This window comes from Achromobacter sp. ES-001, assembly GCF_019448355.1.
GTDB classification, from domain to species: Bacteria; Pseudomonadota; Gammaproteobacteria; order Burkholderiales; family Burkholderiaceae_B; genus Achromobacter; species Achromobacter spanius_B.
Window position 1 is genome coordinate 6160934 of sequence record NZ_CP079940.1, and the last position, 14070, is coordinate 6175003.

The window sequence follows — 14070 nt, forward strand, 5'->3', positions numbered from 1 at the left end:
TCAATTTTTCCCATTAATAAAATTTCCCTTACGATCGACAACACCAGCTTGCTGTAACGCCCTTTTCATATCCTGGTGCAGTCCTTCCCAAGGGCGGACATGACCGTGATAGGTCGAATCCAAAGTTCTATCAAATACCACAAACTCTTTCGACTCGTAGTCAACCCCGACTCGTCGAAGAGATGTTGGCTTGATTTGAATCGACGTATTTAGAGCTTCTTGCCCATTCTTCGGAGCCCGACTCTTAAGGGCATTGTCAACTTTCCCGTGATATGGGGCTGCTTCATAGACCAAACGGCCCATAGGGCCAGAAGTTTGGTTTGCACTTCCTGCTCCTTTCGCCCCAATATCGCTGCCCTTTGCCGGCCGTCCTCCACCGCCACCGTCGCTATCTAGCGCAGATATCCCCTTGACCGCCGCAAATACCGCCGGCGACGACATCATCGCCTCGACTACGAAGCGATCTACCTCGCTCGTGTAGTCTGGCGTCCCCGACTGAAAACGAACCAAAGAGTCTTTCAGCGTCAACCGATCATAAAAACTCTTATTGCGCGCATCCAGCAAATCCATGCCGGCTATCAACGGGTCTTTCATCCGGCCGGTGGCCGTAGCCAGTCCGGCCGTATAGGCGTCCCGTTCGTCCAACCTGTTTTGAATGCAGGTCGCCTCTCCTCCGCAGGCGGGAAGATCTCGTTCATCGATGATCCGGATCCAGCCGTCGAAGTGACCCGCAGCAGTTTGGCACGGTCGATCGCCAACACAATCCGCCAAGGCCTTAACCTTCTCGTCGAACCTCGCCGAGCGAACCTGTGTGTGATCCCGAAGCGTATTGTTTTCCGCTTCGAGACGAGCAGCAGTTGCAATCATTGCCGCTTGTTCTGGCGAAAGCGCCCCTGCGATGCCCGCGATGATCGAAACGAGCAGGTTGGCGCGTTGGTCTTTCTCCTCGGCGCCCAGCTCCTCAGGGTCCTTGGCCGAGATCTTTTGCAGGAGGCTGTTGACCAAGATGCTGGCCGAGGCACCTACCGCGCCGGCTCCACAGTTCGCCCCCTGAGCGGCTGCGCCCGAGCAGGCAAGCACTGCATGCAGCGCGATATGCCCGGGGGAACCTTCCCCGCCCACACTGCCCGAAAGATCCTTGATCTTGGACGCGCCCAGACCTTGCAGATAGTTCACGGCTGCCGATTGAACAAACTGAGTCGCTCCCCCGGTGACGTTGCCACCCGCAGCCGCGCCTATTGCCGTAGCGATCAAACGATACTGGCCATTGGGCGCCCATTTAGCGGCTTCGGCATGTTGCGCAGCAAGCTGCCTTTTGCGCGGACCCTCAGGTTCAGCATCCATCTCCTTCTTCAGCGCATCAGCCTCCTGCGCCCGATTCGTCAAAAACTGACCAACCTGCCGCTGAGCTTCCGACGCAATCTCAAACCCCGCCTCGATCTTCTCCTTATCAAAAATTGGCTTCAGCGCATTCAACGTACCCGCCGTATCCCGGTTCAGCGCGGCGATCGTTTCTGTTGCCGTCATCCCGGTAAGGTCTTGCTGCGCGGCTTCATTTCGGATCACGATCGTGCCGCCGCTGATCGCGCTCTTCGTAGTCGAGCTGCTGTTGCCGCTGGCCGCCACAACCACCGGCGTGCCCATGCCAAAGCCGTTACTGCCAGTGGAGACCGAAGTGCCGTGGTCCTTCGTTGCGCCGCCAGCCACCTGGCCGCCCTTGGTCGTGCCCAGGCCCGAATCGCTCGCCTTGGCGTCGCCACCAAATCCGAAACCTCCCCCAATCGACACCTGGCTGCCGCTGTACTTGGCGGTGTTCTTGATGTCTTCCGTAACCAGCGTGCCCGTGGTCAGCTTGTTCAAGCCATCGGCCACCGCCTGGTCGCTGCTGGCGATGACGCTGCCTACCAACTTGGTGTTGTTCTTGACATCAATCTGGTAGCCGCCGTCACCCGCCCACAAACCCGTCTGTTCCGTGACGGACTTGAAGTCGCTGTTCATCTTGCCGGTGCTGGCGTTGGCTGAGACGCTGCTTGAGCCCACGCAATACGGCGGAATGCAAAGGCTCAGCCCAAAGCCCGCGCTCTTGTTCTTGGAGTCGTACTTGCTGCTGTCCTGCAAGCTCTCCAGAAGTAGATCGCCGCCCACTGACGCGATGATCCCATCAGCGCGGCCCACCGCGCCCTTTAGCGTGGTATCGCCGCCAGACTGCATCGCCAGCACATTGCCTGCCGTGATATTGCTGTTGGTCCAGCTTTCATCGCGGCCGTTGGCCTTTCCGCGTCCGACCGAGGCGCCCAGTTCAAGGGTGAAGCCGTTTTGCTGGCCGCCCGTGGAATAGCCGATGCCGATGCTGGCACTACTGCTCTTGCTATCGGTTTTCTGCTCGAACGCGTTGCGGGCAGCCTGCAAGAGGATGTCGCCTTCGGCCTTGAGCACCGCGTTGTTGCCCGCCGACAGGTTCGATCCCGTGACGGTGATGTCCGAGTCCTTGTCAGCACCTTGGGCGACGATGGTCAGGTCTTTGCCGGCCGCCACCGTCGAACCCAAGGCGCTGGACGAATTACGGTTCGTCGTGCTGGTGCTCTTGCTGGTACCCAGGCTGAGCTTGATACTCACGCCACCCGCTTTGTCGAGCGCGTTGGATGAGCCGGGCTTGACGGCTTCCGCCGCCGCGGCAGCCTTCGCGGACGCCTGCACGGCGTCGTAGGCGTTGGCGGCCGCCAGGGCTGTCGTGGCACCTGCCAAGCCCTTCATGACGGCGTTGTCCGTCCTGCCCGCAGCATCAGCCATCCGCGCGCCTGTCTGCACGGCGCTGACAATGGGATTGCTCGCGGTCAGCGTCAACCCCGTCTGCTTGATCTCATGGAATTCCTTCTCTTGCGTGGTATCCAGCGCCGCGCCGATGTTGACTTCCTTGCCGATCAGCGTGATGTCGCCCTGGCGTGCGATGACGTTGCTGCCCTTGATATTGAGAGCGCTGCCAGCGTTGATCAGCACATCGCCTTCGACGCTTCCGACTGTGCTGGCGTTGTGGAAAACCTTCTTGCTATCAAGCGAATCCGTCTGCTTGCTGGTGCCATAGCTCAAACCGCCCATGGCGCCAAAGCCTGACTTCTTGACCATCTTGTAGTCGTAGCCGTCCTCGGCGTTCTGGCCGGCCAGAATGTTGACGTCGCGGTCGGCCGACATCACCAGATCCTTCTGCGCGCCAACGTTCGAACCCGCCACGCTCAAGTCGCGCCCGGCCATCAGTAGGGCGGTGTCGCCGGTGAAGGTAGTGGCCAGGGCCTGTTCCCAGTCAAGGGCCGTCTTGGTATGCGTGGTCTTCGAGGACAGGAAGCCACGGGTCTTGTAATGCGTTTCGTCGTAGGCCGAGCCGCTTTGCACGCCGGCGATCAAGTTGATGTCGCGGCCGGCGCCAACGGCCAACTGCTCACCGGCCGTGACGTCAGCGGCACGTGCGTTGACGTCCTGCCCCGCGATCAACGTGACGTTGCCATCAGCGGCAATGCTGGAACCGATCTCCTTGCTGGTGGCGAGGTCATGCCGATTCTTCTTGTTAAGCACCAGCGATTCGCCGTGGCTTTCCTCAAGCGTGGCCAGATTGATATCCCGGCCTGCCTGCACGCGCACGTCGTCCTTGGCGGCCACCTGTGCCGCCGTCAACGTCACGTCGCGACCCGCCTGCATGCTGAGATTGCCGGCGTCCACGCGCGAGACGCCCGAGAGGTACGAGCCCCAGGCTGCGCCGTTGTTTTCCGATGCCGCCGTCGAGGTCAGCGCGATGTCGCGCCCCGCCTTCAGCGTGACGGAATCGCCCTGAATCAGCGAGGCTAGGTTGGTCAGGTCTTCGCGTGCGGCCAGATCCACGACCGCCCCCTGCACCAAACCACCCGCCCGGTTGACGATATTCGACGCGCTCATCACCGTGGCATGGCGTGCGCCGATCGTGCCGCTGTTGACGATGTCGCCGTCCGCCGCAAGCTTGACGTCGCGGCCGGCCATCAATGTGCCGTCGCCCTTCAGGTCGCCTTTGCGCACAACCAGGTAGACCTTGGGCACCAGCACGGTGTCGGTGCTGCCGTCCGGCAGGGTGACGGTTTGTTCGACCAGCCACACAAGATCGCTGGTCAGCCGGCGTTGTTGCTCATCGGTCAGCGCCACGCCGACCTGGACGTTGTTGGCCCGCGCGAACTTGGCGCCTTCCGCCATCAGGGCCTTGTATTGGCTGTCGTTGTCGCCGAAGCGGTCCAGGAACCGTAGTCCAGTTGTGGACAGGATTTGGTCAGATACGAGCTTTTGCTCGTAGAAGCCATCGCCCAGACGCTTGGGTTGGCCCGAGGGCGTCAGAAACTTGGCGCCGGGGGGCAACAGGGCGTCCCAGCCGGGCAGCCGCGCGCCGGACAGCGTCTTGCCGCCTGGCACGGCGTTGCCGGCAATGGTGCCGCCGCCGTCCAGCGCGGCGTTACCCACGTTGGTGGCAGCCGGGGCGTGCAGACGCTGCGCGTCCACGCCGGAACCTGCGCCCACGGCAGGGCCTGCCGCTGCTTGCTGCGCGACGGCGCCATTGCCGATGGCGACGTGCACACGATCGGCGTCAGCAGGCTTGTCGGGGCGCGGGCCGGCAAGCCCGGCGCCCGCGCCCGCCCCGCCCGCGACCGTGGTGCCCGGCAATGCGTCGGGCTGGCGCAGCAGATCGAACAGGTAGTCGCTGGATACCGTGGGCCGTTGGCCGATAAAGCGCGGGTCGGTCGCGACGAGGTACGGCGCATCGGGGCGCTTGTCTACGGTGAACAGCTGGTTGTCGGGAATGCTGGCGGGGTTGGAAACGGTGCGCACCTCCGTGCCGCCGGGCAGCTCCAGGCTGGCGACCAGCACTGGGCCCGGCTTGCCGATACCCGTGTTGCCCGGAGCCGATCCGGCCAACGCGACGTTGGTGTGTCCGCCCGAGGTTCCCACGGGAAGCTCGATGGCTTGACCGGCCAGGGTGGCCGTGTAGCCGGAGGAGTATTCCTTGCGGTCCTTGGACCGCGCCTGCGAGACCGTGGCCGTGCCCTCGCGCACGACGGTGCGCTGGCCGCCCGCGCCTATGTTGTGGATGGCGGGGCCAGCCACGCGGAGCGCGCCGCCCGCGGCGATCTGACTTTTGTCGTTGGTAACGGCACCGGCCAGCGTCATCGCGCCGCCGGACAGGATCTTGCCCGGGTCCGACGACAGCGTGCGCGTTTCGGTGACGGTTTCGTTGACTTGGTAGTACGTCAGCGTACCGACCAGGCGGTTGCGGAAATCGGCGTTGAATTCGCGGATGCGGGCGTCCAGGATCTTGTAGGGCTCCGTGTACGCGGCATGCGCGGCTTCATACGCCTTGCGGCGAGCGCCTTCGGCAAGGCACGCCGGGCTGTTGCTAAAGCATGGCGCTTCCGGAGGGATCCAAATCGGTACGGAACCCGACGGCGGGGTGATGCCGAATATCGACCATATGCGCGCATCGGAACCATAGCCGAACCATTCGGGCACGTCCCAGCATCCGCCGCCCGCGTCGCCGCCGCTGCAAGCGACGTCGGCCGGGGTATAAGCCAACGCGATCGGCGAACTGACACCCGCCTTGCGTTTTCCACCCGGGGTGTAGTCGAACGGCGGGCCGTAGCGCGCCGCCGGATATTTGTCGGACGGCAGCAGGAACATGCGCTCGGGATCGTCGTCCAGCCAAGCCGGGTCCTTGCTGCACTGAGGGGTGACCTCGTCACACAGCCAGTTGGTCTCGGCGTCGTACATGTCGGTGCTGCCCGCCGGGGTGAAGTACACCTTGGGTTGAGACGACACCACTACCGTCTGGCTGCTATAGCCGGCGTTCTGGTTCAACAACGACGCCGCGGAAATGCGGGCGTTGCCCGCCGCTTCGATGGTGGCGCCCGAGTTCAACAACGACCCCGCGTACCCCGCCGCGTTGCCGCCGGCATCCAGCGCGCCGCCAATGGAAAGGTCCGCACCGGCGTAGATCAGCGCGTGATCGCGATTCACCAGTGAAGCCACGCCCAGGTCCATGGCGCCACGGGACGCGATGACCGCGCCCCCGCCTACCCCGGCGCTGTTGACCAGCGTGTGGGTCTGAATCGCGACCTTGTCGCCGTAGATGCGGGCCAGGTTGTCCACGCGGCCGGCGTTGATGCGCGTGATGGCGCCGTCGATCAGGCCCGCGTTCGTCAGGCCGTGCGTGACGTTAAGGGTGTTGCCGCCGCCCGCCAAAAGTTGGCCGGTGGCATGGTTGACCAGCGAATCCGCCTGGATGCTCAGGTCGCGCCCAGCGCTGATGGTGGCGCTGTTATCCAGCGCCCCGCCCAGCGACAGGTTCAAATCGCGACCGCTGGACAGGTCGCCCGTCTGGTTCAACGCGCCCGCATAGTGAAAGCTGAGATCGCCCGCCGATCGCAGCGTGCCCAGGCCATGCAAGACCTGCGCGATGACGGTCAGGCTGTTGCCCGCCAGCAGCTTGCCCTGACCATTCTTCAAGGTGTCGGCCACGATGCGGGCGTTGCCTTGCGCGGCCACCTCACCGCCCTGGTTATCCAGTTCCCGCGTGGTCAGGGTCAGATCCTGCCCCGCCTGGATGGATCCGCCTTGGTTGTCGACGCGGTCCGCCACGATGGCAACCACCTTGCCCAGCACGCCCTTCGGTGCTCCACCCGCCACCGCAAGCGTGGCGCTGTTATCCAGCGACCCTGACGTCAGCGTCAGTGCGTTATCGGCCTGGATCAAACCGGCGCGGTTGTCGACGCTGGCACTGGCTTTCAGTACAAGATTGCCGCCCGCCAGCGTGCCCTCGCGGTTGACGACCGTGGTGGCGGCGATGTTCAAGTCCCCCGCCGCGGCGATGAGCCCGTCGGTGTTGTCCAGCGTGCCCGCCAGCGTCAGGCTGGCCGCGCCGGTCGAGGTCAGTTTGCCTGCCTGGTTGTTCAGGTTGGCGGCCGAGATTTCCACGCCGCCGCCCTGTACGACGGCCCGACGGGCGTCGATGTCTCCCGGCGTGACCAGCGTGACGTTGCCCACTGCGGACAGCGCGCCATGCGCAAGGTCCAGGTTGCCTGCGGCAAGCGTCAGGTCCTTGCCGGCCAGGCTGGTGCCGCGATGAACGATGTGGCCGGCCTTCAGCGTGAGGCTGCCCGGCTGGTTAAGGGCGCCTTCGCGGTCCATGCCGGCGACCAATCGCCCCGCGTTGTCGAGCACGCCCGGTGTGGTGACGAGCAGGTCGCCGCCTGCCAGGACGGAACCCTGGTTCAGCAACGCGGCGCCGGCGCTGACACTGGCGCCGTCATTGGCCGACACCACGCCCGCGTTGGCCAGTGTGCCGCCCGCTTTCAGGGTCAGCGCGCCGGCGGATTGAAGGCGGCCGTCTGCCGCAACGGTCATGTTGAGCGCGGCGAAGGCGTTCAAGTCGCCCGCCTGCGTGGCGGTGACGCCACCCAGCGCGGCATCCGTGCCTGCGCGCAAGGTCATGCCTTGGCCTGCGGCCAGCGAACCCTGGGCGCGCAGCGCAGCGCCGGCATCGGCCGTCAACATGCCGCTGGACTGCACGGTCGATGCCGCGTCCAACGCCACGTCGCCTTGGCGCGAGGTCATCGTCAGGTCGCCGTTCAACGCGGCAACCGTGCCTTGCACCGTCAGGGCGTTACCCGCGATCAACGATTGCGAATGCCCCGCCAACATGCGCCCAGCCACCAGCACGGCCTCTTGGGCGGTGGCGGCAAGCGTGTCGCCTGCTTGGGCAAGACCGGTTGCGGCAACGGTCAGGTTGCGTGCGTTCAGCGTCAGGTTGGCATCGGAAGCCACGGTGCCGTCCACGCGCACATCGCGCGCGGCAGTCAGTGCCATGTCGGCAACCGAGCTCAACGCCCCCAACGCGCTGAGGTCTTGGCCTGCGTGCGCGCTTAGCGCACCGGCGGCCTGGACTTGTCCGCCTTGCTTGATGGTCAGGTCGTGTTGCGCGGAGATCTGCGCATCCCCGGCCGCGCGCTCGCCCAAAGCAGCCACAGCGCCGCCCAATCGGGCGCTACCGCCCGCTGCCAGCGTGAGGCCGCCGCCCGCCGCAACGACGCCGTCGGAATCCAGATCAGTGCCTGCGCTTGCGGCAAGGGTGTCGGACGCTTGCATCCGACCTAAGGCGCCCACTTGGAGCTTGGCGCCTGCGTCGGCTTGCAACGTGCCCGCAAGGGCTGTTGCGATGCCGTCGATGTTGATGTCACGACCGGCTTTCAGTGCAATGGGGGAGCCCGCGGTGACCGTGCCGGTGTCCGTGATGGACAGATCGCGACCGGCCTGTGCGCTAAGCGTGCCGCCGGTGGTAGCTGCTTTCTTGGCGTCCGCGCTTCTGGTGCGGATGCCGCGAGAGCCCGTGCCTTCGAGGTCTGTGCCTTCGGTATCCGTGCCTTCGGTGTCTGCACGCTTGGCGTCTGCACGCTGGGCGGCATCGCCCCCAGCCGCCGCGCCCTTGGTGTCCATGCCCAAGTTGCCAGCGTCCTCTGCCGTGCCCGCCGTACCGGCGATGCGCAGGTCTTGGCCAGCGGTCAGCAGCAAGTTGCGGCTGCCCTGTGCCAAGGCTTTGTCCGCAACCGTCAGATCCCTGCCAGCATTGATTTCAAGCGTACCGTTGGCGACCGTCTTGCCGCTCAGTTCGGCATCCGACTCCGCTTGCATGACGATGTCGGTTTCACCGGATAGGGTGCCCGCCGCTCGTAACTTTCCGCCCGCCTGCGCCAGCAGTTTTCCGCCGGCTTGCAGTTCGCTTGCGCTGCCCAGCGTCATATCGCCACCACTGCTGGCGGTAAGCGTGCCCGCGTCGGCCAGCACAGTGCCATCCACCGTCAGGTCCCGCTGTACGCGCAGCTGCGCCGATTGTCCGGCCACCAGCGTGCCCGACAACGCCGCGCTGTCTGCGTGGACGTCGACAGATCTATCCGCCTGCAACCGAGAGCCCGCCAAGGCGGCCAAGACGCCGCCGGCGTTTGCGGTGATAGCGCCCGTCGCCAGACTCTGGGCCGCCAGCGTTATGTTGGAGCCGGCATCCAGGACCGCATCGGCCAGCGATGACAACGTGCCGGCCGCTATCAGCGACGCGCCCGCGCGTGCCAGCAAAGCGCCACCCGCCAGCGTCTGGCTGTCGGATGACAGGCCCAGGTCTTGTCCGGCAATCAACTGCAACGGCCCCTTGGCCGATGCCGTGGTGCCCGTGACGGCCATCGCGCCGCCGCTCTGTATCACCGCGCCGTGATCGCCGCGCACCGCGCCCGCGATCGTTGCGGCACCCGCTGCCTGGATACGCGCGTTGGCGGACGCTTCAAGCTGCCCGGTCGTACCGACGCGCACGTCGTTCTTGGCGACCAGATCCAGCGAACCGTCCACGCCCACCTTGCCGTCGACCGCGATATCCCGGCCGGCCTGCCATTGCGCATCGCCCTTGGAAACGAGCACACCACCGGCAGCAAGGTCGCGCCCGGACTGCGCCTGAACGCCCTGCCCTTGAAGCTGGCTCGCCGAGCCCAGCAGCACATCGTTGCCGCCCTTCAAGGCGAGCGTGCCGCCGTAGGCCAGCGCATCGCCATCCACACGCAGGTCGCGCGCGGCCGTCAGCGCCATGCTGCCTTCGGACATCGCCGTGCCGACGATATTCAGATCCTGGCCCGCCTTCAGCGCCATTGCGCTGTCGGACTGAAGCTGTGCGCCGCCCGCCACGGTCAGCATGTGACCGGCCCGCACATCCAGCGCGCCACCCGCGTACAGCTGCTTGCCGATGCGGGCATTGCGCGCGGCCTGCAAGGTCAGCGCGTTCAATGAACTGACGGTGCCGGCCACCAGCAGGTCGCCGTCTGTTGCTACACGTGCGGGCCCCGCCGCCGCGATGCGCGCCAACGCGCCCACCGACAGGTTTCGTCCCGCGCTCAAGTCCAGGCCGCCCACGCTGGCGGCCAGTTCGCCATCAAGCGTCAACGCGCCGACGGCGGCCAGCGTTATGTCGCCATTGCCACGCCACGCGCCGGACAACGTCATATCGTTGCCCGCCGTCGCGCGCGACGCGCCTTCGACATACCACTGCGCCGTCTGGCCCATGCTCAAGTCGTGCCGCGCAGCCAAGGAAATATTGCCGCTTGCCGACGCGGTGCTGTCCACGCGAACGTCGCGGCCCGCAGCCAAATCGATGGCGCCGCGCGACCCCATCGTGCCCGCCGCGTGAAGGTCACTGCCCGCCTGCGCCGAAATGCCTGCCCCTTGCGTGCCGCTGGACGCGCCCAGCCGCAGCGCGTTGCCCGCGCTCATGGCCAGTGCGCCGTCATACGCTCGCGCCGTGCCATCGATGCGCAAGTCGCTACCCGCGTCCAACGTAATGCCCGCGTTGGCCAGCGCTTCGCCCGCCAAGGCCGAATCCTTGCCGGCCGACACGTTGATGGCGCCTTCCGATTGCAAGCGCGCAGCCGCGCTCGCCGTCACCTTGCCGACGGCATCAAGCAACAGGTTGCCGCCCGCCAACAGCTTGCCGTCTACCCAGGCGTCACGCGCGACCTGCGCCGTCAGCGCCGCCATGGACGACACCGTGCCCGCCGCGCTCAGTGCGCCGCCGACACGCAAGGCCACCGGCCCCGCCGCGTGCACGTGGCCACTGGCACCCATGGACAGGTCGCTGCCGGACGCCAGGGATACGGCGCCCTGCACCGCACCAACGGCGCCAGTGATATCCAACTTGCGCGCCGCGTCCACCTGCGTGCCCAGGTTGCTGCGCAGGCTACCTGCCAGCGCAACCTCTTCGCCGCCCGACAGGGACGCACCGCCCGTCGCTTCGAATGCGCCGGTAAGCTGGGCCGTGCCCGCCGCCCGCAGCGTCAGTTCGCCATCGGCCGCGAGCTTGCCGCCCAGCACTGCGCGATCACCCGCCGTCAGCAGCGCGGAGCCTTCGGCAAGAATTTCGCCCTGGGTATGAAGGTCACGCGACGCAGCCACTGCCACGCCTACCCCTTGCGCCTGGCTGCTTGCACCCAGGCGTAGATCCTTGCCGCTCTGGAGCTCAAGTGCGCCCCCGTAGGCCAGCGCTGCGCCGTCCACATTCAGATCGCGCACCGCGTGCATCGCCATGGAACCATCACTGACTGCCGTGCCCGCCAGATTCGCATCGCGGCCGGCGTTCAGCGTTGTGGTCGTGGTGGATTGCACTTGCGCGGCCGCGCCAATACCCAGGTCTTGACCGGCGCGCAATGACAGCGTGTCGCCGGACAGCAGTTGGCCGCCTATCGCAATGTCGCTCGCCGCCGTCAACCTCTGTGCATTCCTGCTGGACAGCGCCCCGTCTACCGTCAACGCGCCGCCGCTTTGGCCTAGCAATGTGCCGCCCGCCAACGCCTTGCCGTGCTTGCCGACCAACAGATCACCGCCCGCCAACAGTTCAAGCGCGCCTTGCGCCGCAGACGTTTCGCCGCCCAGGCGCAATGCGCCCCGGGCTTCGACACGGTTGCCTTCGTTGCTGCGCAGCGCGCCGGCAATCGCGATGCCTTGCCCCGCCGTGACGGCCACGCTGCGTTCCGCATCCACGCTTGCACCCTTCGCAATCGTGACGTCACCCGCGCCGTGCAAATCCAGCTTGCCCGTGGCTTGCGCCTGGCCGCCGACGCGCACGTCCCGGCCCGCCGCTACTGCCATGTCGCCCCGTGAAGCCATCGAGCCATCAGCGACCAAGTCGCCGCCCGCCAGCACGGATACGCCGTCGCCCTGCACGCGGCTGGTCTTGCCCAGCTGCAATGCGTTGTCGGCGTTCAATGCAACCGCGCCGGTGTAGGCGCGCGCCGCGCCGTCGATGCGCAGGTCACGCCCGGCGTTCAGCTTCAAGGTCGCATTGGTTTCGGCTTCGCCTGCCAAGGACAGATCCTGCCCGGCCAGCAGCGTCATTGCCCCTTCCGATTGCAGACGCGCGTTCGTGTCCGCCACCACATCGCCCGCCGCCTGAAGCCGCATGGGGCCGCCCGACAAGAGCTTGCCGCTGACCTTGGCGTCACGCGCTGCTTGGGCCGTCAATGCAGCCATGGACGACACCGTGCCCGCTGCGTTCAACGCCCCCTTGGCGTGCAACGCGACCGGACCGCGCGCTTGCACGCTGCCACTGCCGGTAACCGAAAGGTCAGCGCCCGACGCCAGCGTCACGGCGCCTTGGTCGGCGTCCGCCGCGCCGGAGACACTTAGCGCGCCACCCGTCCGCGCCTGTATGCCTTGCTTGCCACTCAGCGTGCCCGCCAGCAGCGCACTGCCGGCCGCCTTCACGTCAACGGTTTCCCCGGACACCATGTCACCGCCGACGCGGACATCTCCACCGGCGTCCACCACGATGCCCGCGCCTTGCGCGCGGCTGGTCTGACCCAAACGCAAATCGTTGCCGCTCTTTAGCGCCAAGCCGCCGCCGTAGGCCAGCGCGCTGCCGTCCATGCGCAGGTTTCGCCCTGCGCCGATCGACAGCGCGCCGTCCGTCAAGGCCGCGCCAACCAGATTGGCATCCACGCCTGCGCGCATCGTCATGCCCTTGGCCGACTGTGCCTGCGCGCCCGCTTCCGAGACCATGTTGGCGCCGGCTTGGGCCAACAGCGTGCCGGACGTGTATATCTGTCGCGGCAGCACCAGGTCGCGCCCCGCTTGAAGCGTGATGCCGGACTTGGCGGAGATGACGCCGGACGCTTGCGACGCGCCGCCGGCCGATGCGCCCGCTGCGAGCGCATCGACAATCGCGTTGGCGTTGGCGTTGGCGTTGCCAGTGCCATTGCCAGCGCCACTGCCGTCGCCGATGCCGATGCCGTTACCGATGCCGTTACCGTCGCCATTCCCCACACCCGGGCCCGGCTGAACACCGGCAAGCGGCAAGCCCGCCATCTTCAAGTTGCGGCCCGCCACCGCGATGATGTTCTGATCAGCCGTCAGCAAGTGACCCGACAGCGCCAGATCCTGGCCTGCCGTCACGCGCAACGCGTCTTGGGTACGCAGGCCCCCTTGCGAGCCAACAATCACGCCCTTTCCCGCCGTCACGTTCAACGACCCACCGGCCGCGACTGCGCCTTGAATGTCTGCATCGCGGCGCGCGGCCAACGTGGTCGCGCCCGCTGCCTGCGCCACGCCTTGCACGGCAAGGTCCCGGCCGCTATCCACGCGCAGCGCGCCGGCTGCTTGCACCGTGCCGCTGGGCGTAATGCGCACGTCTCCCGCCGCGTTCACATGCAGGTCGCCCGTCAGCGCCACCAGGTTGCCGCCGATGTTCACGCCCACCCCGGCTTCGGTGCCGATCAGCCGGATGCTGTTTGCATACATGCCGCCCAGCGCAGCCGTGTCCAACGCCACGTCGGGCTTGGCGCCTTGCCCGCTTTGCGCGGTGACGATGCCGGTGTCGTAGTCGACGCGCGCGGCGCCGGCCGTGACGTTAAGCCGATCCGCCCACACGCCGGCGTTGATTTCCAAGCTGCGGGCCAAGAGGTCGACCTGACCAAGGTTGGCGCCGTTCAAGCCGGCGCCATCCACGCGGATGTTGCCCGATGCGATGTCAAAGCCGATACGCCCGTCAGCACCAATCAGCGGACGGCCGGTCGTCAGCGTGGCGCGGTCGGCGTTCAAGAAGCCGCAGCCGTTGCAGGTGATGCCGGCGGGGTTGGCGACGATGACGTTGGCCCGGTTGCCGGCCACTTCCAGCGTGCCCAGCAATTGCGACGGGTTCGGCGCGGTCACCTGGTTAAGGATGGTGGTGGCGCGCTGGTTGCCCAGCATGATGTTGCCGCCCACCTGCCCTGCCAACTGGGTCTGGCTGGCGCCGCCGCTGTTGTTCAGCACCGCGCCGGAAGGTCCCACGTTGAACTGCGTGTAGCGGTTGTTGGACACCCCGCCCGCCGTGGGCGGCGCGATATTGATTACCGGCACGCCATTGGTTGCGCCGACAGAAGGCTTGGCGCCCGCAACGCTCTTGTCGACGGTTATCGGCAACGTCTGCGCCAGCACCGGCGACCAGACCTGCAAGAAAACGACGGACCAGACAATCATCGAACGAAGCTTGGACATCATGCG

1 protein-coding gene is annotated in these 14070 nt (G+C 66.3%); it reads right to left on the reverse strand.

What is annotated here, in order from left to right; genetic code table 11:
• Nucleotides 1-14064 carry a hemagglutinin repeat-containing protein gene (locus KYT87_RS27900; RefSeq protein WP_219991348.1) on the reverse strand — a complete coding sequence of 4688 codons (14064 nt, stop codon included), beginning with the start codon at nt 14062-14064 and terminating at the stop codon, nt 1-3.
• Between the last annotated feature and the right edge of the window lie 6 nt (nt 14065-14070).

What these genes read in the sequence shown, in the direction of transcription:
- KYT87_RS27900 (WP_219991348.1), bottom strand. Translation starts at nt 14,064, where the DNA reads ATGTCCAAGCTTCGTTCGATGATTGTCTGGTCCGTCGTTTTCTTGCAG.